The organism is Acinetobacter sp. UBA991 (assembly GCF_002292065.1).
Lineage (GTDB): Bacteria > Pseudomonadota > Gammaproteobacteria > Pseudomonadales > Moraxellaceae > Acinetobacter > Acinetobacter higginsii.
The window spans coordinates 73,252-96,322 of sequence record NZ_DBBF01000015.1 but is presented as its reverse complement, the minus strand read 5'-3'; the positions used below and the strand labels follow the sequence as shown (position 1 = coordinate 96,322).

At 41.7% G+C, this 23,071-nt stretch carries 22 protein-coding genes; 8 read left to right on the top strand and 14 right to left on the bottom strand.

Annotated elements, in window-relative coordinates; genetic code table 11:
* The first annotated feature begins 304 nt into the window (after positions 1-304).
* The 3 genes from prpF to B2727_RS06525 all read left to right on the top strand — a co-directional run bounded on the left by prpF (position 305) and on the right by B2727_RS06525 (position 3,126).
* Positions 305-1,492 (top strand): 2-methylaconitate cis-trans isomerase PrpF, encoded by a 1,188-nt coding sequence (prpF, locus tag B2727_RS06535; protein WP_033133610.1) that lies wholly within the window; start codon positions 305-307, stop codon positions 1,490-1,492.
* Between the two features lie 160 nt (positions 1,493-1,652).
* Positions 1,653-2,564, top strand: coding sequence for a polyprenyl synthetase family protein (locus B2727_RS06530; protein WP_033133609.1), 912 nt, complete (start codon positions 1,653-1,655; stop codon positions 2,562-2,564).
* A gap of 193 nt (positions 2,565-2,757) precedes the next feature.
* A complete protein-coding gene (locus B2727_RS06525; RefSeq protein WP_033133608.1) occupies positions 2,758-3,126 on the top strand; it encodes an MmcQ/YjbR family DNA-binding protein in 369 nt (122 codons plus the stop codon).
* A 47-nt stretch (positions 3,127-3,173) separates the two neighbouring features.
* Here B2727_RS06525 and B2727_RS06520 read toward each other — a convergent pair whose 3' ends face one another.
* From B2727_RS06520 to B2727_RS06505, 4 genes are all read right to left on the bottom strand, one after another.
* The gene (locus B2727_RS06520) at positions 3,174-4,025 is read right to left on the bottom strand and encodes an SPFH domain-containing protein (RefSeq protein ID WP_005150204.1); all 852 of its coding nucleotides are present in this window, start codon (positions 4,023-4,025) and stop codon (positions 3,174-3,176) included.
* A 19-nt stretch (positions 4,026-4,044) separates the two neighbouring features.
* On the bottom strand, positions 4,045-4,506 hold the full coding sequence (locus B2727_RS06515) for an NfeD family protein (RefSeq protein WP_005192694.1): 462 nt from the start codon (positions 4,504-4,506) through the stop codon (positions 4,045-4,047).
* Positions 4,507-4,687: 181 nt separating this feature from the next.
* On the bottom strand, positions 4,688-5,605 hold the full coding sequence (locus tag B2727_RS06510) for a patatin-like phospholipase family protein (protein WP_033133624.1): 918 nt from the start codon (positions 5,603-5,605) through the stop codon (positions 4,688-4,690).
* Positions 5,606-5,667: 62 nt separating this feature from the next.
* On the bottom strand, positions 5,668-6,294 hold the full coding sequence (locus tag B2727_RS06505) for a lysophospholipid acyltransferase family protein (RefSeq protein ID WP_033133607.1): 627 nt from the start codon (positions 6,292-6,294) through the stop codon (positions 5,668-5,670).
* 144 nt (positions 6,295-6,438) lie between these two features.
* On the opposite strand from B2727_RS06505, the gene B2727_RS06500 reads away from it, so the two are divergent.
* The 5 genes from B2727_RS06500 (at position 6,439) to B2727_RS06480 (ending at position 13,117) form a co-directional block, all read left to right on the top strand.
* The gene (locus B2727_RS06500) at positions 6,439-7,686 is read left to right on the top strand and encodes an MFS transporter (RefSeq protein WP_033133606.1); all 1,248 of its coding nucleotides are present in this window, start codon (positions 6,439-6,441) and stop codon (positions 7,684-7,686) included.
* A gap of 345 nt (positions 7,687-8,031) precedes the next feature.
* Complete coding sequence (locus B2727_RS06495) at positions 8,032-9,138, top strand: porin (protein WP_033133605.1); 1,107 nt, start codon at positions 8,032-8,034, stop codon at positions 9,136-9,138.
* Between the two features lie 301 nt (positions 9,139-9,439).
* A complete protein-coding gene (locus B2727_RS06490) occupies positions 9,440-11,077 on the top strand; it encodes a phosphoethanolamine transferase (protein WP_033133604.1) in 1,638 nt (545 codons plus the stop codon).
* Between the two features lie 14 nt (positions 11,078-11,091).
* Positions 11,092-11,769, top strand: coding sequence for a DNA-binding response regulator PmrA (locus B2727_RS06485; protein WP_005205969.1), 678 nt, complete (start codon positions 11,092-11,094; stop codon positions 11,767-11,769).
* Between the two features lie 4 nt (positions 11,770-11,773).
* Entirely contained in the window at positions 11,774-13,117 is a 1,344-nt protein-coding gene (locus B2727_RS06480) for an ATP-binding protein (protein ID WP_004803061.1), read from the top strand.
* A 13-nt stretch (positions 13,118-13,130) separates the two neighbouring features.
* On the opposite strand, the gene B2727_RS06475 is transcribed toward B2727_RS06480, so the two are convergent.
* The 10 genes from B2727_RS06475 to B2727_RS06430 all read right to left on the bottom strand — a co-directional run bounded on the left by B2727_RS06475 (position 13,131) and on the right by B2727_RS06430 (position 23,026).
* Complete coding sequence (locus tag B2727_RS06475; RefSeq protein ID WP_004803062.1) at positions 13,131-13,946, bottom strand: lipopolysaccharide kinase InaA family protein; 816 nt, start codon at positions 13,944-13,946, stop codon at positions 13,131-13,133.
* A 61-nt stretch (positions 13,947-14,007) separates the two neighbouring features.
* The gene (locus tag B2727_RS06470) at positions 14,008-14,724 is read right to left on the bottom strand and encodes a phosphatase PAP2 family protein (RefSeq protein ID WP_033133603.1); all 717 of its coding nucleotides are present in this window, start codon (positions 14,722-14,724) and stop codon (positions 14,008-14,010) included.
* A 244-nt stretch (positions 14,725-14,968) separates the two neighbouring features.
* Positions 14,969-15,694 (bottom strand): amino acid ABC transporter ATP-binding protein, encoded by a 726-nt coding sequence (locus B2727_RS06465; RefSeq protein WP_171248656.1) that lies wholly within the window; start codon positions 15,692-15,694, stop codon positions 14,969-14,971.
* A gap of 14 nt (positions 15,695-15,708) precedes the next feature.
* The gene (locus tag B2727_RS06460) at positions 15,709-16,392 is read right to left on the bottom strand and encodes an ABC transporter permease subunit (RefSeq protein WP_033133601.1); all 684 of its coding nucleotides are present in this window, start codon (positions 16,390-16,392) and stop codon (positions 15,709-15,711) included.
* Position 16,393: 1 nt separating this feature from the next.
* Positions 16,394-17,137 (bottom strand): amino acid ABC transporter permease, encoded by a 744-nt coding sequence (locus B2727_RS06455; protein ID WP_004803070.1) that lies wholly within the window; start codon positions 17,135-17,137, stop codon positions 16,394-16,396.
* 79 nt (positions 17,138-17,216) lie between these two features.
* Positions 17,217-18,161: a transporter substrate-binding domain-containing protein gene (locus B2727_RS06450; protein WP_033133600.1), complete on the bottom strand. Its 945-nt coding sequence runs from the start codon at positions 18,159-18,161 to the stop codon at positions 17,217-17,219.
* A gap of 433 nt (positions 18,162-18,594) precedes the next feature.
* Positions 18,595-19,782, bottom strand: coding sequence for an ammonium transporter (locus B2727_RS06445; protein ID WP_033133599.1), 1,188 nt, complete (start codon positions 19,780-19,782; stop codon positions 18,595-18,597).
* A gap of 355 nt (positions 19,783-20,137) precedes the next feature.
* Positions 20,138-21,547, bottom strand: a complete 1,410-nt coding sequence (locus B2727_RS06440) for a short-chain fatty acid transporter (RefSeq protein ID WP_151715045.1) — start codon at positions 21,545-21,547, stop codon at positions 20,138-20,140.
* A gap of 130 nt (positions 21,548-21,677) precedes the next feature.
* Positions 21,678-22,319: a CoA transferase subunit B gene (locus B2727_RS06435; protein ID WP_033133597.1), complete on the bottom strand. Its 642-nt coding sequence runs from the start codon at positions 22,317-22,319 to the stop codon at positions 21,678-21,680.
* 2 nt (positions 22,320-22,321) lie between these two features.
* On the bottom strand, positions 22,322-23,026 hold the full coding sequence (locus B2727_RS06430; RefSeq protein ID WP_033133623.1) for a CoA transferase subunit A: 705 nt from the start codon (positions 23,024-23,026) through the stop codon (positions 22,322-22,324).
* Positions 23,027-23,071: the final 45 nt, after the last annotated feature.

The following is a 23,071-nucleotide window of genomic DNA, read 5'->3' as shown; positions in this document are numbered from 1 at the left end:
TACAGCGATGCTATGACTGGAAAGTTGTTTTTAAAAGTTATTTAAAATCTTATATTTATATGAACATTAAAATGAAATATGCTGCAATTTTGTACAGTTGGAGAATGCCTTTGTTTTTCCCGACGGATGGAATAGTATTTTTGCCATTGTGAAAGTCTTGAAATCTACTCACTATAATGCACAGATTTTACACATTATGACCAATCCCAAAACCATTGGTCGTATGGTATTTTTGATGGCCGTGCAGTACCTTTAGATTCAAAACCAATCTGCACCAAGAATATGATAAAAGGAAGACATTGACATGAGCTCAGTACCGCAAATAAAAGTCCCAGCAACCTATATGCGTGGGGGGACAAGTAAAGGTGTGTTTTTCAAACTGGATGATTTACCTGAAGCGGCACAAATAGCGGGCAAGGCACGTGATCAACTTCTTCTCCGTGTGATTGGCAGTCCAGACCCTTATGGCAAACAGATTGATGGCATGGGTGGGGCGACCTCAAGCACCAGTAAAACGGTAATTTTGGCAAAAAGTTCTGAGTCAGAACACGACGTTGATTATCTATTTGGTCAAGTATCAATTGATCAGCCGTTTGTCGACTGGAGTGGTAACTGTGGCAACCTAACCGCAGCAGTGGGTTCCTTTGCCATTTCAAATGGTTTGGTCGATGCAGCGCGTATTCCTGAAAATGGGATTTGTACGGTACGGATCTGGCAGAAGAATATTCAAAAAACCATTATTGCACATGTTCCTGTGACCAATGGTCAAGTTCAGGAAACAGGTGATTTTGAACTGGACGGTGTGACTTTCCCCGCAGCTGAAGTTCAGATTGAATTTTTAGACCCGGCGGATGATGGCGAAGAAGGCGGCGATATGTTCCCGACAGGAAACGTTGTGGATCAACTGGTTGTTCCTGAAATTGGCACATTCCAAGCCACATTTATCAATGCAGGTATTCCGACCATTTTCCTCAATGCAGAAGATATTGGTTATCAAGGGACAGAATTACAGGATCAGATTAATGCTGATGCCGCAGCTTTAGCACGTTTTGAGAAAATTCGTGCCTATGGCGCAGTACAAATGGGCTTGATTAAAGATATTTCAGAAGCAGCTGCGCGTCAGCATACCCCTAAAATTGCTTTTGTCTCACAACCGAAAAGCTATAGTTCATCTAGTGGTAAACCCGTTGAGACCAATGATGTCGACTTATTGGTTCGTGCCTTGTCGATGGGTAAATTACATCATGCCATGATGGGAACGGCAGCAGTGGCAATTGGAACAGCAGCAGCTATTCCGGGTACCTTGGTAAATTTAGCTGCAGGCGGTGGTGAACGTGAAGCAGTGCGCTTTGGTCATCCATCTGGGACTTTGCGTGTGGGTGCTCAAGCTGAATTGATTGATGGTAAATGGTCTGTGAAAAAAGCCATTATGAGTCGTAGCGCACGTGTGCTGATGGAAGGTTGGGTGCGTGTACCAGGCGATAGTTTCTGATTTGTGTATTGTGCTATTTGATAAGGCCTTCATTTGAAGGCCTTATTATTTTGAATTGATTCAAAATACAAACACAATTTCCTGATATAAATAGTGTTATGATGTCGCCATTCTGGCAAGTCTTGTCATTTTCCTTTCATTAAGATTTCCCGAGGCAACTGTGTCATCTATTTCTCAAGTTAATGCGGATGTTTTACAACAAGCTCAACAACGTATTCAACAAGATTTATTGACAGCATTGGCTGCATTTTCCATTCCAGAACCTTTAAAAGCCGCCGTTCATCATGCCGTGATGTTAGGTGGTAAACGTGTTCGCCCAGCTTTATGTTATGCAGCAGCATCCTTACAGCCGAATCATCATTTTGCTGCAGCGCGTCGTGCTGCTGTTGCGGTTGAATTGATTCATTGCTATTCATTGGCACATGATGACTTGCCATGTATGGACAATGATCTATTACGCCGTGGTCAACCCACTTGCCATGTGGCATTTGGTGAAGATACCGCGTTATTAGCTGGTGACATTTTACAGTCGATGGCATTTGAGATTTTGGGCAGTCGTTTGTTCGATGAACAGGGACAAGGCACAGAGGCTGCAATCGTTTTAAAGCAAATGCAGATTTTAGCAACAGCCAGTTCAAAAATGGTTTGTGGTCAGGTATTAGACCTGCAAGCGGAAGGTAAGCAGGTCGATCAAACGGAATTAGAGAACATTCACCGTAATAAAACGGGTGCCTTGATTCAAGCGGCGATTATGATGGGGGCAGTGACCATTTTTAATGGGACGGATCAGGCCATTCCGAAATTACGCCAATTTGGACAAACGATTGGTTTAGCCTTCCAAGTGCAAGATGATATCTTGGATATTACTGCAAGCACTGAAACCTTAGGTAAAACCGCGGGTAAAGATGAGCAAGTACAGAAATCAACTTATCCTGCCTTAATGGGCTTAGCACAAGCACAGGCCTATGCACAAAGCCTACATGATCAAGCTTTTGACGCTTTGGCTTATTTTGGTGAAGACGCCAAAGAGTTGGTCGAGATTTCACAGTTTTTACTGGCACGCAAAAGTTAATCTTGCGTCAGCTTTGATCAATTATTGAATGTTATAAAAGACCATCCTTGTATGGTCTTTATTTTTGGAGTCGGTATATACCTTAAGATGATCAACAGCATAGATTTAAGCAGTTTATAAATCATTGTTTTAATATAAAAGTGAATCTAAGATAAATAGATGATCCATAGAAATAACCACAGAGCATCGCTTTATGAATGACGATCAATTAGAACAATGTGCGCTTGAATATGGACAACAACTGGCTTTTTCCATCCAATCACAACCTTTTGGTCCAGACTGTGAGGTCTTTAAGGTCTTTGACAAGGTATTTATGTTGATTGGTGTTTATTCTGGCAAGTTGCTGGTGACGATTAAATGCAAGCCTGAGAAAAGTTTGGAATATCAGGAGCTGTATCCTTCAATTTCCGCAGGTTATCATATGAATAAGAAACACTGGATATCAATTGCTAGTGGTCATGAAATTACAGCTGATTTGCTGCAAGATCTGATTAAAGATTCTTATGATTTGGTGGTGGGAAAACTCCCACTTAAAGATCGAAAGCGAATTCAGAATGTATAAAAAATAAAGCAGCGTTATCGCTGCTTTATTTTGATTGGAAACAGGACTTAGTGTTTGCCCATAATTCCACGAATGGCATTGAGTACATCCGCTGGAAGTACCACAGTTTTTGCATTGCTTGATTTAGAAAGATCTTGCATCGCTTTTACATATTGCTCACCGAGTAAGTAAGCAACAGGGATTTCTTTATCACCGACAGCTGTAGTGACCATTTCAATCGCACGTTGTGAAGATTCCGCAAGAACAACTTGCGCTTCTGCATCACGACGCGATGCTTCCAAACGGCCATCTGCTTCTAAAATTGCAGCTTGTTTTTCACCATCAGCTTTAGTCACAGTTGCACGACGTTGGCGTTCAGCAGCCGCTTGAGCTTCCATCGCTGCTTGCATGGTATGAGATGGCTGAATATCTTGGATTTCAACCGTTTTAAGTGTAATCCCCCAATCTGAAATATCATCAGAAATGGCTGCTTTTAACTTCGCTTTGATATGATCACGTGAAGAAAGCGCATCATCCAAATCCATTTCACCAACGATTGAGCGGAGTGAAGTTTGAACAAGGTTTTGAATTGCCCAAGTATAGTTTTCAATCCCGTACACCGCTTTTTCTGGTGTTGTCAGGTTGATATAAGCTACGGCATTCATCACCAGTACGGCATTGTCTCGGGTAATTACTTCTTGTGAAGGAATATCTAAAACAATATCTTTAGTGGTAATTTTATAAGCAACTTCGTCTACATAGGGGATAACGAAATTGAGACCAGGATTCAACGTAGTATGGTATTTACCCAGACGTTGAACAATCCATTTATAACCTTGGGGAACAATACGAACCCCTTTAAAGATGGTTATAGCAATAAAAGCTAAAAGTGCTAAAACAACAATAGTACCGACAGACATTGAAAACCCTCTTTTGTGTTTATGACGTGCTATGCGGTTGAACGACTAAATCATTACCCAAAATATCAACAACTCGAACGCGATCGCCGACTTGTACAGGTACGGTACAACGGCAATTCCATTCATCATTACCTAAAACAGGCATCGGAAAGCGCACAATAATTTGTCCATGCTCAAGTCCAGTTTGGATCACCATACCCACTTGACCAATGGTTGCTTCACGAGGAAGTCCTGCTTTGGTTTTATCAATGGAGAGAGGTTTGATAAATTTGAACCAAAGAATCGTGCATAAAATAGATAAAATTCCCCAAGTAATCACTTGGGTGGTAAAGCCCATCATTGGGAAAAGCCACAGTAAAATACAGACCATGACTGCTGCTATGCCAAACCATAATGCAGCAAAAGCAGGCAAAATTAACTCTGAAAGAATCAGTAAAATCCCTAATACAAACCAGTGCCAAGGTTCAACTACAAATTCCATAGATTTGCTCGCATCATTAAACGGAGTGGAGGTGAAAAAATATTCACCTTTAGCACTCTAGCAGATCATTATCTTTATGAATATACAAAGATTGTTTTTTTGGAATTTAGGGCTGATGGTCACGAGTAATCTTGCTTGGATTGCAAGTCATTATGCAGATCAACAGCCCTTGAGGAGGGTTTTAGAATTTAGACTTTGGTGCAGGTTTAAGGGCAGCAGGAGAGTTTTTAAATGTCGTAATCGCATTTCGAATTGCAGTGATCTTGGCTTGAGCCGCTTTTTCACCTTCCAAAATTGCTTCATTACTTGATTTAAGATCAAGCGCACCGAGATGACCAACTTTAGGTTGAATCACGACAGTGGCTTGATTGAGCTCCTCATTGATACTTTGTTGTCCCATAATATTAATGGTTTGATCTAATAAGCCCCACATACTGAGCGGTTTACCACCGACTGGACGTGCAGAAATATCTACTGCAATCACAATATCGGCCCCCATATCTTTGGCTGTTTTAACAGGGATTGGGCTGACTAGGCCACCATCTACATATTTGGTATTGCCAATCACCGCAGGCACAAACACGTTTGGAATACTACAAGACGCACGTACGGCTTGACCTGCATTGCCTTTAATAAACTCAGCTTTTTTACCACTATCTAAGCGCGTTGCGACTGCAGCAAAGCGAATTGGAAATTGTTCAATCGGTTTATTGCCGACTTGTGTATTCACATAATTCTGTAGTTTTTGTCCGAGAATAATGCCTTGACTATTTATAGTTAAGTCACGCAAATCAGATTCTTGCAGTTTTAAAGCCAGATTTTGCATTTGATAAGGTGTTTGACCGCTGGCGTAAATACTGCCCACGAAGCTACCTGCACTGGTACCTGTCACGATTTTGGCTTTAATGCCATGAGACTCTAAAACTTTGATCACACCAATATGGGCAAAGCCCTTGGCACCACCACCGCCTAAGGCGAGTGCGATCACGGGTTCACGCGCTTTAATTGCTGTTGTAGAGGGTGTTTTCTTTGCTGTTTGATCACATCCAAATAAAGCCAAGCTAACAATAGCGAGGCAAGACAGTCGAGCAATTTTCATATCAGGTGCAGATAAAATGTACAAAAAGATGGGCACATCAGAGCAGATTTGCCCTCAACTTTCTAGTTTTTTTTCACAAGTTTTTGTAAGGGTTCAGCCAGCCAATCTGGATTCTTTGGTGAGAAGTGTCCGACATAGCGTTGCATGATTTGCGCTAGGTCTTGTTGATAGTGACCTGTCGGAGTGAATGCACCTAAACAATAGATAGTTTTGTGGTCATAATCAAAGGCAAACATCACGATGGGAATCCCAGCGGCATGTGCGATATGATAAAAGCCACTTTTCATTTTTTCGGCTTTTTTACGCGTACCTTCAGGCGCCATGCCGATCCAGATTTTATCGTGTGCATGAATCGTGGCAACGACTTGTTCAGTCAGTCCATGTGCGCTGTCACGACGCACGGGAATCAGCCCAGCCCAATTTAATAACGGCTGAAATGGTGGTTTGAACAGACTATCTTTACCCAAGACGGTAATCTTTAGACCTAAGCCGCCAATGGCTAAAAAGCCATACCAACCATCAATGTTGGAGGTATGCGGCGAGATAATCGCAACAGCTTTGGGTAAATTGGGAATTTCACCTACGACAGTCCAGCCTTGACCGAGAAAAAGTTTTTTACACAATGCACGACTATAAGCAGTCCCACGTTGGGGAACCAACGGAGGTAAATCTGGAAAATGCTGTGGCATAAATCACGATATGTAATGACAACTATAATCATGTTAAACGCTCATGACATCGACTGCATTGGCAAAAAATAAGATTTTATTGCCTTACAGATGAAAGGATTGGATACTTGAGCGACCTTATTGTGCAGCCATGGAAAACTCTAAATGCTTAATCTTCGACAGGTTTACATTTTATTGTTTTCTTTATATTGGGCGCAGGGTTTACCTGTAGGTTTTATGACCCATGCATTGCCTGTAATTTTAAGAGCACAAGGGGTGTCTTTAGCCCATATTGGTGGCTTTGGCTTATTAATGCTGCCTTGGTCGATTAAGATTTTTTGGGCCGCTTATGTGGATCGTTTTGCCTTATCTGGATTTGGGCACTACCGTAGCTGGATCATTCCGACGCAACTTTGCAGCGTTGTTATTCTGATTATTCTCTCATTTTTCCCGATTCAATCCTTAGATCAGCCGATTTATTTATTGGTTTTCTTTGGCTTATTGCTATTCATGAATTTAACTGGTGCAACCCAAGACATCGCAACCGATGGCCTGGCCGTTAATTTACTCAAAAGTGATCAACAGCATTGGGGCAATACCTTTCAGGTGATCGGATCACGCTTGGGCTTTATTGTCGGTGGGGGAGCAGTACTCTGGTGTTTGGATTGGCTGGATTGGCAAAAGACTTTTCTGGCTTTGGCTGCATTGGTGTTGGTCAATACCTTACCAGTTCTGTTTTATCGAGAACCGCACCATCAAAGTAAAGTTGTACTTCAGCAAGCCAGCTCACAATCTTTTATACAGGCAGTCAAAAGCTATTTAAATTATTTCCAGTCTTCTCCAGAGTTAAAAGCATGGTTACTGGTATTGATCAGTTTTAAAGTGGCTGATGGTTTAGCTGGCCCTTTATTGAAACCATTGATGGTGGATATGGGACTGAACTTTACCCAGATTGGGGTGTTTATTACCATGTTTGGAGCGGTTGCTGCATTATTGGGGGCGGCTGTCGCTGGACTATTATTAAAATATTTCTCGAGAAGCTCTTGTTTAATCGTGTTCTCATTTTTGAAATTGATCAGTTTGGGGGCCTATGCCGTTCTCGGCTATGCCTACGAATCACAGTTTCAAATTGCGCCACTTTGGTTGTATGTGGTAAATGCGGTTGAAGATGCTTGTTCTGCAATGCTGCTGGTGGTGATGCTGACACTGGTCATGCAATATAGTCGTAAACAATTTGCAGGAACGGACTTTACCTTTCAGGTCTCAATTATGGCAACGGTCAGTGGTTTGTTGTATTTATTCAGTGGTGTGGTGGGCGACTGGCTGGGCTATGCGGATTATTTGTTGGTGATCTGCATCATTGCAATGCTGTGTTTGAGTCCGATCTTTTATTGGAAAAATAAAGCAAGATAAAGGTCACTTTTTATTACAATTTTTGTGTTTAAAAAACGTATGTTGAAATAAAAACTGGGTACATGACTCGGCTTATATAGGAATGGAATGATTTTCGTCGGATTTTATCATTTTATGAATATAGAGAATTCTGTGAATAAAAATAAAGAAATATTACGATAATTAATTGATATAGATATTAAATTTAGAGTGGATGTTGTCGTAAATAAGTCAATTAGAATGAATAACTGAGTGTATAAAAATTAAACTTTAGTCGAAATTGGAATAAATTAATAAGATTTTAATCGTTTTGTCATATAAAGTTAATGTGTAGGATTTGTTACAAATTTAACCAGGATGTAAACAATGAAAATCAAAATTGTAACAGCAGCAGTGCTCAGTCTGCTTGCAACAACCACATTTGCAGCACCAACATTTTATGGTGAAATTGATGCCAGTGTTGATTATTTACCAGAAAAAAATGCAACTAAGTCAAACAAAGACGTTTGGGAAATCAGCTCAAACAGTTCATTCCTTGGACTTAAAGGTGATGAAAAACTCACTGAACGCTTAAGCGCAGTTTATGCAATCGAATGGGGCTTTAGCGCTGATGGCGATAGCAATGATTGGGTACAGCGTAATCGTTTTGTCGGTTTGAAAGATGCGCAATTGGGTACTTTGAAAATTGGTAAGCACGATACCCCTGTAAAACAATTATCGAGTGTTGTCGATACTTTTAACAACTATGTTGCCAATAAGGCCGATATCACAGGTATTTTCACAGGTGAAAACCGTATTGATAATGCAGTGATTTATGAATCGCCAGCAGTGAAACTACTTGATGGCGCATTTAAATTTAATGCCTTACTTGCAACAGGTGAGTCTTCTGGTATTAAAGCAACCAGTGGTGGTGCAAAAGTTGCTGGTCGTGGTCTAGGCGATGCATGGTCAGCATCTGTAACTTATGAAAATCCATTGGTGGTAGCTGGTCTTGGTTATGACAAAGCGATTCCAAGCACCTTCCTTGGTCGTGGTTTCTTAAATGCTGCTGAGCCTGCAATTGCTGGTGGTGGCTTGTTTGCAGCGGCAAATACGGTACGTGCAATTGGTAAAATCACGCCGCTTGAAGGCTTGGCACTTAAAGCACTGTATCAGACTTCAGAAGTAGAAGCTGTGTCTGGTAATGCGCCAGGTTCAGAAAATATTGATGATACACAAGGTTGGTTGTTAGGTGCGGAATATAATATCCCTCAAGCGAAGAACTGGACGGTGAAAGGTCAATATAGCCAGAATGATACGAGCTTTAAAACCAATACTGCTGACTTTAAAGCAAAACAAATTATTGCTGGTGCAGATTATGCATTTAACAAACAAGTTAAGACTTATGGTTATGCAGGTTATCTAACGCTTGAGCAAGCAAGCAAAAAGGATAAACAACCTGTTGCAGGCTTAGGTTTAGAGTTCAAATTCTAATCTGCTTTTATTTAAAAAAATGCCCTTTAAGTTTGCTTAAAGGGCATTTTTGTTTATATTGTTTTTTCTTTAAATAGAATAATTTATTTTCATAAAACGCTAGGCTACAAGGATGGAGGATTACTTCAACAAGGATTTATAAAAATAGGACCTTATTCATACTTTAATTACTCCAATTCTTAATTAACTCAATTTTCAACCTGTCATTTGTTGGGTTGCTATTGTTTTGTTTAAGTCATTTTTAAGTTTTTATTCTTATCTTAAAAAAAGCTAAGAAATTTATTTTTAGATTGTGATGCTTATGTTGCTAAAAAGACTCAAAACCAAGACCATTTCATTACTTACCTTCAATGTGTTACTCGCAGTTTGGTTAGGGGTTTTTCTGAATTTTGCATTTTATGAAAAGATGCAGACACTGACCCCTTATACAGGTTTTAAAGCAGGACTATTTGTTTTAGCCTCAGTCGGTGTGGTAACTGCATTCTATACTTTTCTTTTTCAAGTTTTGAATTGGAAATGGACCGCAAAACCAATTGCAATCGCCTTAGTTTTTATTGGTGGTTTTGCCTCTTATGCGGTTAATACTCTAGGGGTCTGGATCACCTCAGACCAAATTCAAAACCTGATGCAAACGGATATCGCTGAAGCAAAAGATACATGGTCTTGGCATTTGCTGGTCTGGATCATTGGTATGGTGATTGTGCCGATTATTGTGATTTTGCTAATTAAACTAAAACCTGAACCTGTTATTCGACAAATTTGGAAAAAGGTGCTGGCTTCACTTGTTTCTTTAGCTATGGTTGGTGGTTTGCTATTTGTCTTTTATGTCGATTTTGCTGCAATCTTTCGTGAAAACCGCGATTTAAAAGGCATGATTTCTCCTCAAAATATGATTGCTTCATTTGTATCGTATTATAAAAAGAAAGCGCCTAAGGAAAATCTTCCTCTGGTGACTTATGGCGAAGATGCTCAAGCAACGCAATCATCAACAACTGTACCCAAACTGATGGTATTGGTGGTGGGTGAAACGGCACGTGCAGAAAATTTTTCTTTAAATGGTTATGCAAAAGATACTAATCCCAAACTCGCCAAACAGGATATTTTAAATTTCTCTCAGGTGAGTTCGTGTGGTACAGCAACGGCAGTTTCAGTACCTTGTATGTTCTCTGGTATGCCAAGAGAAGATTACGATGAACGTCTTGCGAGTCATCGAGAAGGCCTACTGGATATTGCAAAACGAGCGGGTTACCAAGTGACTTGGATTGATAATAATTCGGGTTGTAAAGGGACTTGTGACCGTGTTGAGCAATTCAAAATCCCTGAGCCAATTCAACAGAAATGGTGTAAGGATGGCGAATGTCTGGATGACATTTTGATTGATAGTCTGAAAGCTTATATTGAAACAATCCCGAAAGATGATACCCGTCCACATTTAGTGGTATTGCATCAAATGGGCAGCCATGGACCAGCCTATTATAAGCGGGTACCTGCTGAATACCGTGTATTTAAACCAACCTGTGATACCAATGCGATTCAGGGCTGTACTCAAGAAGCACTCGTGAATAGCTATGATAATACTTTGCTTTATACCGATTATGTTTTAGATTCATTTATTGAAACATTAAAAAATACAACGAAATATCAAACAGGTTTGTGGTATTTGTCTGATCATGGTGAATCAACAGGTGAGAGTGGGATGTATTTGCATGGTGCACCTTATGCGATTGCACCGACGCAACAAACCCATGTCCCGATGGTGATGTGGTTCTCTCAGGCATGGCAACAACAAGCAGCGAAGCAAGTCAAATGTTTGGCACAACAAAGTAAAAATAAGCTGAGCCAAGATAACTTGTTCCCAACCATGCTGAGTTTGCTTGATATCAAAACCAAGGTAATTAATGCTAAAAATGACATGTTGCAGACATGTCCTAACCCATAAGGTGTAATGAAATCATGACTAAGATCTTGATGATAGAAGATGATTTTATGATTGCTGAGTCAACATTGACTTTATTGCGATATCATCAGTTTGAGGTGGAGTGGGTCAATAACGGGGTCGATGGATTAGCTTTGTTAACCAAACAGTCTTTTGATTTAATCTTGTTGGATTTAGGTCTACCTTTGATGGATGGGATGCAAATTCTCAGACAGATTCGTCAACGTAGTTCAATACCTGTGTTGATTATTTCTGCACGAGATCAGTTACAAAATCGTGTTGATGGTCTCAATCAAGGTGCAGATGATTATTTGATCAAACCGTATGAGTTTGATGAATTACTTGCACGAATCAATGCGTTATTACGTCGTGGCAGTGTAGAAACAGCACAATTGAAAAGTCAGTCACAATTGTTAAAAAGTGGTGAGTTGATTCTTGATGTTGAACAGCACTTGGCGACATTTAAAGGACAACAGATTGAACTTTCTAATCGGGAATGGGCCATTCTGATCCCGATGGTTTCTCATCCAAATAAAATTTTCTCGAAAGCTAATTTGGAAGACAAACTGTATGATTTTGACAGTGAAGTGACCAGTAATACCATTGAAGTCTATGTGCACCATTTACGAGCCAAACTTGGAAAAGACTTTATTCGAACCATTCGTGGTCTAGGTTATCGTTTGGGGCAAGCTTAAACTTATGAAAAAAACTCAGCATTATTCACTCAAGAAAAGACTGATTTGGGGGACCTCTATTTTCAGTATTGTGCTGGGTTGTTTCTTGATTTTAGCCGCATATAAAATTTCATTGCATGAAGTCGATGAAATTTTAGATACCCAAATGCAGTATATGGCGGAACGTTCAAGTTCTCAGCCAGTAACGCCAACGGCAAGTCGGGTGGAGTTGCACAGAACCTACCATGAAGAGGATTTGTTGATTGATATTTGGGCCTATAAAGATCAAAGTCATTTATGGCATCAGACCCATCTCTTGCTCCCGCCTGTGAAACAAGCTGGTTTTTATACCCAAAACACACCGCAAGGAAAGTGGCGTGTGTATGTGATTCCATTAAAAGACTATCAGATTCAAGTCAGTCAACAAGAAGAGGTACGCCATGCGTTTGCGTGGGAGTTGGCCGGGAGTATGTTTGTCCCTTATCTGCTCTTATTGCCGATTGCGATTTTGGTGTTAGCATTTATTATCAGTTTGAGCTTAAAACCCTTAGATGATTTTAAAACGGAATTGACCCAACGTGATTCGGATGGTTTATCACCGATAGATGTGAAAGATTATCCACAAGAACTGTTACCCACCATTGAAGAAATGAATCGTTTATTTGAGCGTATTCAGCATGCTCAAACTGAGCAAAAGCAATTTATTGCCGATGCCGCGCATGAACTTAGAACACCTGTGACTGCACTGAATTTGCAAACCCGAATTTTGATCAGTCAGTTTCCAGAACATGAGGCTTTGCAAAATCTGAGTAAAGGCTTAGCCCGTATTCAACATTTAGTCACCCAGCTTTTGGCATTGGCTAAGCAGGATGTTGCACTAAGCCTGATTGAACCCAATACTAATTTCAGATTGAACGATGTTGCACTCAACTGTGTTGAGCAATTGGTGAATTTAGCCATGCAAAAGGAGATTGATTTAGGCTTTGAGCGCAATGATCCGATTGAAATGCAGAGTCTTGAATCAACGGTACATTCGATTATTTTTAACCTGATTGACAATGCAATTAAATATACCCCGAATCAAGGCATTATTAATATTTCAGTCTATAGCGATACCGATGATTTTGCCTATATTCAAATCGAAGATAGTGGTCATGGAATTGATCCTGAACAATACGACAAAGTACTAAAACGTTTTTATCGTGTCCACCATCACTTAGAAGTGGGTAGTGGGCTTGGACTTTCAATTGTAGATAAAGCCACCCAACGTTTAGGTGGGGTTTTGACTTTATCTCGGAGTATTGAATTAGGCGGTTTGAGCGTATTGGTCAGATTACCAAAGAAACTTGCGCATCATGAACCGCATTGAATATAACGAGGGCTTAATTTGACTGAGTATTGGCTTCAGATTGCTGTTTCAGATCGCGCAGAAATAACACACATTTCTGGATACGTTTACCATCATTGCCGACTTTGCTGACATTCAAGCGTAATACCCAGTTTAAACGTTTACCGACCTTACAAATATCTTTATAGACTTGAGGTTCATCCAGTAAAGCTTGATAAAGCAGTTGGCTGGCTGGCTCGAGTCGTTCAAATTCAAAATGATAGGCTGTCGAGAAGATAAACAGTAACCAGTCACGAACAAAACAGTCATGCAGGCTGAGCACATCCCGCGGATCTGTTTCAAAATCAATAAAAGTAAACTGATTTTGTTCATCGACCAGAATGTTCCGCGCAAAGGCTTCACTTAAATAACCATCATTCGCATGCAACTTGCGAATGGCCTGAATGGCCTGATGAAATAAGCCGAATTGTTGTTCTGGATGATCTTTAAGGCTTGCAATTTTCTGGTCTAGTTGGCTGACATGGCTTTGACGTTGTGAGCCGACATCTTCGAGCAAAATGCCTTTTTTTGAGAGCGCCAATACATTCGGTGTTGAAATCCCTAATGCTTTGAGCTGATGGATACGTTTGAATTCACATTGGATTGCAACTGATCCCCCTTGGTTAGGAACTGGGGTAATGGAGCCGAGATTAAATATTTTTGCTAGCCATTTCAGAGGCGTATATAACCACAAACCATGACGTTCAGATGCTTTTTTAAGCCATACTTTACGTGAATCTAGTTCATAAGACTGAATAGAGTCGGATTGCGTTGCTAAAGTGGATTCCAAAAAAGATTGATAGTCAGACATACGGCAGCAAAAATAATCCTAATGTGAGCGTCAAACATACTCGTTGTTTGAGTACGGGCGTTCACTTTACCACATCAATTGTCGATAACGGTATAGAATTACGATTTGTAATGGCTTGGTGGCGTTTATAAGTGAACGCATACAACACAAGGTTCACAGCAACACAAACCCATGCAGTCCACAAATTATGACTCAAAAAATGGGCGCCACGCATCATCTGTGCCCAACCCATCGCAAAGCCAATGATCATTGCTGCAACGAGATAAAACCAAGCACGTTGTGTTTGATGCAAACGATAGACAAAATAGCCTGTGACCAGTGCGAAGCCTGTACTAGCATGCCCACCAGGAAAACAGTGTCCAGCAGTTGCAGAGAAATCCCAGATAAAGCCTGTTGGCGTTTCATGGGTCATATACCATGGACAAGCGTGATAAGAATGGGCTTTGAGTAGTCCTACGATACCTGTACAGAGCATGCTGACCCAAAACATATAACCATATTGCCAACGTTGTGGTTTCAGCTTTTCGACTTTAAAAGAGGCGCACCACAAAAAGAAAAAAACCACATAAACAAGCGTTAAAAGTTGTTTGACGTAAGTATGGTTAAGTTTATCGAGAAACCAATCATTTTTATAAGGGAAGCCACCATGTTGACTGACCCAAGGTTGAATCAGTTGCATGTCAATGGTTCCACCGACTGGAAACACGAACAACAAGATGAAAAAGCTGACCAATAATAGAAAGCTTATCAATGCGAAGAAAGGTGTTTTCAAAATCATGGAACGTATTATTAAAATCAGATGACAATTGTGTTATTTAATGTGAATAAGCTTAATTGGCTCTTAAATTATCATAAAAAAATGGTAGTGGAGGGGAGTTAAAAATAAGTGTAAGTTTATTTCTTAAATATTTGAAAATATTTATTTAATTTTTTGTTTAAGTATATTTTATGATTCTTCCTTGTCCCATTTCAGCATAAAGCAGCCATTTGGCTGCTTTATTTCTGCTGTAAGCCAGAACTGATTAGTGCAGAATTTTATTCAGGAATTGCTGTGCACGTTCGCCACGTGGTGTACCAAAGAATTCATCTTTAGAACAGTCTTCTACGATTTTGCCTTGGTCCATGAAAATTATCCGATTGGCGACCTGACGGGCAAAGCCCATTTCATGCGTTACACACATCATGGTCATACCTTCTTTGGCTAGTCCCACCATCACATCGAGAACTTCATTGATCATTTCAGGGTCAAGCGCAGAAGTTGGCTCATCAAACAGCATTGCGATCGGATCCATGCTAAGGGCACGCGCAATCGCAACTCGCTGTTGTTGCCCTCCTGAAAGCTGAGCAGGGTATTTATTGGCATGGGCACTGAGCCCCACCCGATCCAGATAGGCCAGTCCTTTTTTATTGGCTTCCGCTTCTGAACGGCCCAGCACTTTGATCTGCGCAATGGTCAGATTTTCGGTAATGCTGAGATGAGGAAACAATTCAAAGTGCTGGAACACCATACCGACACGGCTACGTAGTTTAGTCATATCCGTTTTAGGTTCGTGAACGGGCACGCCATCGACAAAGATCTTACCTTGCTGAAAGGGTTCTAGCCCATTTACGGTTTTAATCAAGGTTGATTTTCCTGAACCTGATGGACCGCAGACCACCACCACTTCACCTTGGCAGATTTGGGTACTGCATTCGGTTAGGACCTGAAATTGATCGTACCATTTACTGACATTCTGGAGGTCTATCATTACTTTATTGTTGCTCATACACTTAACCTCCTTTGTAAACGTTTCACTGCGAATGTTGCTAAAGCACTAATCGTGAAGTACACCAGCCCTGCAAATAAAATATATTGGGTGAGTAGAGACATTAAATCGCCACGAACATAATTTGTTCTGAAAAAATCGAGTAAGCCAATGGCATAGACCATGGTGGAATCCTGAAACAGGATGATGGTCTGTTGAAGCAGTAAGGGTGTCATTTTTCTGAATGCCTGTGGCAGAATAATCAGACGCATGGATTGGCCATAGCTCATGCCCAATGCAGAAGCAGCGGCAGCTTGACCTTTGGGAATGGACTGAATTCCTGCACGGACAATTTCAGAAAAATAAGCGGCTTCAAACAGCATGAAGGCCACGATACTTGAAACCAAAGCGGTATCAATGGTCAGATATTGTCCTGTAATTGCGGTATAAAAAAATGGCACGGCAAAGTAGAACCACATCAGCACCAGTAACAGCGGAATGGAACGGAACAGATCCACATAAGCCTGTGCAATCCAATTTAAAATTTTGATTGATGACAGGCGCATCAGGGCCACGAGAGTACCAATCGCAATACCACCAATGGTCGCAATCACCACGACTTTTAAGGTAATGCTGAATCCATACCACAGCGCAGGTCCAGACTGCTGTAAGTCACTGAGAAAAGAGATTAGCCATTCCATACTACTTTCCTCCTGATATTAAACCAGGAATACGCAGACGCTTTTCCAACAGGTTCATGCTAAAAATAAGACAGATGTTAATCAGAATAAAAATCAGCGTGACATAGGTATAAATTTCGATGGTATTCTGAGTGTATTCACTGATGGTTTTCATCTGCGAAATAATTTCTGCAACACCGACTAAAGAGGCGACCGAGGTGTTTTTGACACAGTTGGTCAACTCTGAACTTAGCGGCGGTAAAATGGTGCGAAATGACTGCGGTAGAATGACATAGCGATACAGTTGCGCCGTGGAAAAGCCCATAGCATAGCCTGCATTGATTTGTCCCTTGGGCAGGGCTTCAATCCCAGTTCGGACTTGCTCACATACCCGCGCAGCAGTGAACAGACCCAGCCCGATACTGGCCGAAATCAGGGCAGTGGTATTGGCTCCTAGATCATTCATCCACCAGTTTTTAATCGGGGCGGGCAGAAAGTTGGGAACCACATAAAACCAGATAAATAATTGAACCAGTAAAGGTACATTTCTAAACAGGGTAACGTAGGTGGTACCGATGGCTCTGGCGGTTTTATTGGGGAGCGTGCGCATAATGCCGAGGATACTGCCCAGCAGCAGGGCAATAGTCCATGCGACCACAGCAATCACAACCAGCCAGCCCAGACCCGTAATGATCCAGTTCAGGTAGGTGGTATCTCCGATACCTGTGGATTGCCATAAAACTCCCCAGTTCCAGCTATAATTCATAACAACTCCTGAGTAGAGTCGGGACAACATCCACTGTTTCCCGATCTCACACTACTATGCTTGCGATAAGGGGAGCGAATTATTGATCGCGATCATGTGGATTGCTGATTAAGGCTTTGAGCTGATCCGACATGGCAAAATTCAAATTAATATTCTTTGGTGGAATCGGTTGCTGGAACCATTTTTCATACATCTTGTTGATTTCACCAGAGGCATAAGTTGCCTTGATGGCATCATCGACCACCTGTTTAAAACCAGTATCTCCTTTACGCAGCATACAACCATAGATTTCATGAATTGGCGCAGTACCAACGATGTCCCATTGATTCGGATCTTTGGCTTTAGATTTTTCACCTGCGAGCAGAATATCATCCATCATAAAAGCGACAGCACGACCATTTTGCAGCATCAGGAAGGATTCAGCATGGTCTTTGGCAGAAATGATTTCGCCAATGCCAAGTTCTTGTTGGTGTTGACGAATATAGCGTTCAGATGTGGTTCCTGCTGTGGTGACCAGTTTTTTGCCTTTTAAATCTGAAAAATCTTTAATTCCTGAATTTTTTGCAGTCAACAGCCGAGAGCCCACTTCAAAGAAACCGACAGAGAAATCGACTTGCTGTTGTCGTTCTTTATTATTGGTGGTTGAGCCACATTCCAGATCGACAGTCCCATTCGAGACCAGTGGAATACGGTTCTGGCTGGTGACCAAGTTATAGCGAATCTTCAGGTCTGGCATATTCAGCTTCTGCTTTACGGCTTCAACAACTTTAAGTTGCAGATCATGCGCATAACCGACAGGTTGGTTTGGGGTCGATGCAATATAAGAAAAGGGAATTGATGAATCTCGATATCCCAGCACTATCGTGCCAGAGCTTTTGATTTTGTTTAATGTTCCCGAAGTGGAGGCACCCGCTTCAGTCGCTTTGTCGCCAGTAGCCGGCGCTTTGTTGTCACTACAAGCACTGAGTCCGAATACCAATGTGCCTGCACAAAGCAGAGAGGTCATGGTGCGTTTATAAATCATGTACAAAACTCCTTTTGTATCGTTATGATCGCATGCGTCATTGTTGCGGTTTAACCGTTCATTGTTATGAAAAATAATGTGTTCTTTTTGATGTATTAAAAAACATTATTTTTCATCTTAATAGAGTTCAATGCGCATGCTCAAGCGATATTCTTTACGGTTTTGTTAATCGTAATGGTGGATGAATGGCGTAATTTAAAAGCTGTAAATTACAGTAAAAATTGCAAGAAATATAAAGCATGATATGTGCCATGATCGCTTGGATTCACTGGGGCAGAGTCGGTTGTACAACTGCTTTATCCCAATATTAAAACCGCTATGTATAGGCAAGGTTGATTGGAATAGAATGATCAAATACGAAAACGAAAAGTTAGCTCGTTTTTAGTCGAGATAAAAAAAGCGACGTTTCCGTCGCTTAAAAGAGTTTAAAAAATTAGAACATTGATTCTTCCGAATTGGCTGAAATTTTATGGATTGAAAGATCCGCACCACGATACTCATCTTCTTGTGACAGGCGAATACCCATAGTCGCTTTTAATAGACCATAGACAATAAAACCACCGACCAAGGCAATGATAATGCCAAGCCCCGTACCAATGACTTGTGAGATGATGGAGACACCACCTAAGCCACCTAAAGCTTGTTGACCAAAGATGCCCGCTGCAATTCCACCCAATGCACCACAAACACCGTGTAAAGGCCATACCCCAAGGACATCATCAATTTTAAGTTTGTTTTGGGTATAGGTGAACAGGTAAACAAACAGTGCACCCGCCGTACCACCAATCACTAGTGCACCAATTGGGTGCACAATATCAGAACCCGCACAGATTGCGACTAAGCCAGCCAATGGACCATTGTGTAAGAAACCAGGGTCATTACGGCCCATAAAGTTGGCTGCTAAAGTACCACCGACCATTGCCATGAGAGAATTGATTGCAACCAGACCAGAAATCGCTTCAACCCGTTGTGCACTCATCACGTTAAAGCCAAACCAACCAACAATCAGAATCCATGAACCTAAAGCAAGGAATGGAATAGATGATGGTGGATGAGCACTGACACGACCATCATTTTTATAACGACCATGACGGGCACCAAGTAAAATTACTGCAGCAAGGGCAATCCAACCGCCCATGGCATGCACCACAACGGAGCCTGCAAAGTCATGGAAACTTGCACCAAAAGAGTTCTCTAACCACTTTTGTAGGCCATAATTACCATTCCAGATCATGCCTTCGAAGAACGGATAGATGAGTGCCACCAAAATCAATGTTGCAATCGCTTGAGCACGCATTTTGGCACGTTCTGCGATCCCACCTGAAATAATCGCAGGAATTGCAGCAGCAAAGGTCAGTAAGAAGAAACAGCGCATCAGGTTATAGCCATGATCAGCTGCTAAGGTACTGCCTGCATGGAAAAAGTTTTGGCCATATGCAATCCAATAGCCTACAAAGAAATAGGCAATTGCTGAAATGGCAAAATCGGTGAGGATTTTACTCAATGCATTGACTTGGTTTTTATGGCGTACCGTGCCCAATTCCAAGAATGCAAAGCCAGCGTGCATTGCTAATACCAGTACTGCCCCGAGCAGTAAAAAAAATAGATCTACGTTTTGCATAGTGGCGCTCAAAAAAAGTGCTAAATTTTATTTTGGTGCAAATATTTGATTCGTTTTTTGCACCAAAATAGATTTAGTAAATCTAAAAACTCAAGCTATATCGCAACAGCTCAATTTGATGAAATATCTAATGCAAAAAACGCACCAATTTAGAGGTTAAATTATCATTTTGATGAAAAGTGGTGCAATTTGCCTAAAAATAGCACAGTTTTGGGCATTTCTAAATGAAAGGCGTCTAGGGGGATTTGAATGCAAATGAGGAGAGGTTTTTTGCTGTGTTCAGGAGTTGCTCACGCCACTTTTTATATCTGTGATGTTCAATATAAAAAGCAGCGCTGTGTAATTGTTGCTGGTCTTACATAACAGGTGGGCTATAGCTGAGGGTACGGCCTAAAATCCACAATAAGAACAGTACTAAAGGCAGATGGAACACCAATTGAGTGACGGTAAAACCAATCACATCTTTGGCCTTGAGTTTTAAAATTCCCAGCATCGGCAGCATAAAGAAGGGATTGATCAGATTGGGCAATGCTTCTGCCGCATTATAAATCTGCACCGACCAACCTAAATGCACCTGCAAATCATTGGCGGCCTGCATCACATAAGGTGCCTCGATAATCCATTTCCCACCGCCTGATGGCACAAAGAAACCGAGTACCGCAGAGTAGATGCCCATCACAATCGCAAAGGTTTCCTTGGATGCGATCGAGACAAAGAATTCAGCGATATAGTGCGATAGCGATAAATCCTGGCTATTCAGCGCTTGGGTCATAATAAAGGCGATACTGCCGTAGAGTGGGAATTGGATCAGAATCCCTGATACAGCAGGCACCGCCTGACTCACGGCATTAAGGAAGTTACGCGGGGTGCGGTGTAGTGCCAGACCCAGCATCAAAAACACAAAGTTATAGGTATTGAGACTGGAAATGGCGATGATCGGATTGGTTTTAGAAAATTCGATAAACATCCAGATCAAGCCTAATGCCACCACAATAATGGTCAAAAGCGGTGAGTTCTCCAACCAATCACCCGGTCGGGTCGATTTGACTTCGGTCTTTTCCTCTTCTTCAAAACTCAGCTCAAAATCCTGCATGGTTTTGACATTATCGCCTTTCGGTGCAGACCAATAGGCAATCGCAATCGAGACAATCACTAAAATTAGGGTCATCAGCATGGATTGCCACAGGAAGATGGTTTCGGTAAATGGAATCACACCGGTTAAGTTATAGATCGACTCAGGCAGGCTGGCTTTATTGGCCTGTAATTGAGCTGCAGAAGAGCTGATACCCAGTGCCCACGTTGCGCCCATACCAATGATTGCGGCAGCTGCGGCAGCACGATAGTCCATCTGTAGTTCTTTACGTTTTGCCAGCGCAATCACCAATAACGCCGTCAGAATAGTACTGACTGCCCAATTGACCAAAGAAATCAATAAACTGACCGTGGCCACCAACACAATGGCACTGCGTCCCGAATGGGGGATACGCGCCATCTTCTGAATCAGTTTTTTCACAGGTGCAGAAACCGAAACGACATAGCCAACAATAATCAGCATGGTCATTTGCAGAGTGAAAGGGATTAAACTCCAAAAACCATTCCCAAAGGAGCTCGCCACATCTTGTACCGATGCACCGATACTGATTGCAGCAAAGGAAACGATAATCACACCGAGCAGGGCAAAGATATAAGAGTCAGGAAACCATTTTTCCGACCAGTTACTAATCCGCAGGGCAAACCGTTCTAACAAGGCAGGTTGTTTATTCATGTATAGCATCCATTTTTAATTTTGTTGTATCTGATTCATTTGTCCTAAATGAATGTGCTGCTCCCGAAAACAGCGAAAAGTGATGCCATTACAGCATCACTTCAACGAGAAAAATAAAGGGGGGGGAGCGTTAAGCTTTGGCTTCAATCAACAGCTCAACACCTGTAGCATCTAGAATTTGTTGTTCAGTCACATCCGGTGCTAACTCCACCAGTTTGATGCCTTCTGCGACAACATCCAAAACGCCCAAGTCGGTAATAATACGATGCACCACTTTTTGACCTGTCAGCGGTAAGCTGCACTGTTTGACAATTTTAGCGGTACCATCTTTGGCATTGTGTTCCATCAGCACCACCACACGTTGAACGCCTGCAACCAAGTCCATCGCGCCGCCCATGCCTTTGACTTTTTTGCCCGGAATCATCCAGTTGGCGAGGTCACCTTGTTCAGAGACTTCCATAGCCCCCAGAATGGCGATATTGACGTGGCCGCCACGAATCATGGCAAAGGATTCACTGCTAGAGAAAAATGCCGCACCTGCACGAGCGGTGACAGTTTGTTTGCCTGCATTGATTAAATCTGGGTCGAGTTGCTGTTCGGTAGGAAATTCACCAATCCCGAGCAGACCATTCTCCGATTGCAACCATACATCCATATCCTCTGGGATGTAGTTGGCAACGAGGGTTGGCAGGCCAATACCAAGATTGACGTAGAAACCATCTTGTAATTCTTGCGCGGCACGTTGTGCCATTTGTTCACGTGTCCATGCCATGATTATGCGTCCTGTGCTTTTAGGGTTTTTTGTTCGATACGTTTTTCTGGTGAGGCATTCAGCACCACACGATTGACGTAAATGCCCGCCAAATGAATTTCATCTGGATCAAGTTCGCCGATTTCAACAATTTGCTCGACTTCGGCAATGGTGATTTTTCCAGCCATCGCACATTCAGGGTTAAAGTTTTGAGCGGTTTTACGGAATACCAGATTGCCAGCTTTATCCGCCTTATAGGCTTTGACCAGTGCCACATCTGCGGTCAGTGATGGTTCAAGGATGTAAGTACGGCCATTAAATTCACGTTGTTCCTTACCTTCAGCCACCAAGGTGCCTGCACCTGTTGCGGTATAAAAGGCAGGAATACCTGCACCACCAGCGCGTAGTTTTTCCGCCAATGTGCCTTGGGGTGTGAGTTCAACTTCAAGTTCGCCATTCAGATACTGGCGTTCAAATTCTTTATTTTCGCCCACATAAGACGAGATCATTTTTTTAATTTGTCGGGTTTTGAGCAAGACACCCAAGCCAAAATCATCAATGCCTGCATTATTGGAAATACAAGTGAGGCCTGTTACACCAGTTTCTTTCAGTGCTTGGATTAATGCCTCAGGAATACCACATAGGCCAAAACCGCCAACCGCAAATGTCTGTTGATCTTGCACCACATCTTGCAGTGCCAGTGCTGCGGTTGAATAGACTTTATTCATTTTTTTCACCTGTAAATTCCTTGGTTTCTAATAGTTTTAGCACTC

Bases quoted from the DNA above. Each gene is read 5' to 3' on its own strand.
- prpF (WP_033133610.1), top strand. From the start codon at position 305: ATGAGCTCAGTACCGCAAATAAAAGTCCCAGCAACCTATATGCGTGGG.
- B2727_RS06525 (WP_033133608.1), top strand. From the start codon at position 2,758: ATGAATGACGATCAATTAGAACAATGTGCGCTTGAATATGGACAACAA.
- B2727_RS06520 (WP_005150204.1), bottom strand. From the start codon at position 4,025: ATGTCTGTCGGTACTATTGTTGTTTTAGCACTTTTAGCTTTTATTGCT.
- B2727_RS06515 (WP_005192694.1), bottom strand. From the start codon at position 4,506: ATGGAATTTGTAGTTGAACCTTGGCACTGGTTTGTATTAGGGATTTTA.
- B2727_RS06510 (WP_033133624.1), bottom strand. From the start codon at position 5,605: ATGAAAATTGCTCGACTGTCTTGCCTCGCTATTGTTAGCTTGGCTTTA.
- B2727_RS06505 (WP_033133607.1), bottom strand. From the start codon at position 6,294: ATGCCACAGCATTTTCCAGATTTACCTCCGTTGGTTCCCCAACGTGGG.
- B2727_RS06500 (WP_033133606.1), top strand. From the start codon at position 6,439: ATGCTTAATCTTCGACAGGTTTACATTTTATTGTTTTCTTTATATTGG.
- B2727_RS06495 (WP_033133605.1), top strand. From the start codon at position 8,032: ATGAAAATCAAAATTGTAACAGCAGCAGTGCTCAGTCTGCTTGCAACA.
- B2727_RS06490 (WP_033133604.1), top strand. From the start codon at position 9,440: ATGTTGCTAAAAAGACTCAAAACCAAGACCATTTCATTACTTACCTTC.
- B2727_RS06485 (WP_005205969.1), top strand. From the start codon at position 11,092: ATGACTAAGATCTTGATGATAGAAGATGATTTTATGATTGCTGAGTCA.
- B2727_RS06480 (WP_004803061.1), top strand. From the start codon at position 11,774: ATGAAAAAAACTCAGCATTATTCACTCAAGAAAAGACTGATTTGGGGG.
- B2727_RS06475 (WP_004803062.1), bottom strand. From the start codon at position 13,946: ATGTCTGACTATCAATCTTTTTTGGAATCCACTTTAGCAACGCAATCC.
- B2727_RS06470 (WP_033133603.1), bottom strand. From the start codon at position 14,724: ATGATTTTGAAAACACCTTTCTTCGCATTGATAAGCTTTCTATTATTG.
- B2727_RS06465 (WP_171248656.1), bottom strand. From the start codon at position 15,694: ATGATAGACCTCCAGAATGTCAGTAAATGGTACGATCAATTTCAGGTC.
- B2727_RS06460 (WP_033133601.1), bottom strand. From the start codon at position 16,392: ATGGAATGGCTAATCTCTTTTCTCAGTGACTTACAGCAGTCTGGACCT.
- B2727_RS06455 (WP_004803070.1), bottom strand. From the start codon at position 17,137: ATGAATTATAGCTGGAACTGGGGAGTTTTATGGCAATCCACAGGTATC.
- B2727_RS06450 (WP_033133600.1), bottom strand. From the start codon at position 18,161: ATGATTTATAAACGCACCATGACCTCTCTGCTTTGTGCAGGCACATTG.
- B2727_RS06445 (WP_033133599.1), bottom strand. From the start codon at position 19,782: ATGCAAAACGTAGATCTATTTTTTTTACTGCTCGGGGCAGTACTGGTA.
- B2727_RS06440 (WP_151715045.1), bottom strand. From the start codon at position 21,547: ATGAATAAACAACCTGCCTTGTTAGAACGGTTTGCCCTGCGGATTAGT.
- B2727_RS06435 (WP_033133597.1), bottom strand. From the start codon at position 22,319: ATGGCATGGACACGTGAACAAATGGCACAACGTGCCGCGCAAGAATTA.
- B2727_RS06430 (WP_033133623.1), bottom strand. From the start codon at position 23,026: ATGAATAAAGTCTATTCAACCGCAGCACTGGCACTGCAAGATGTGGTG.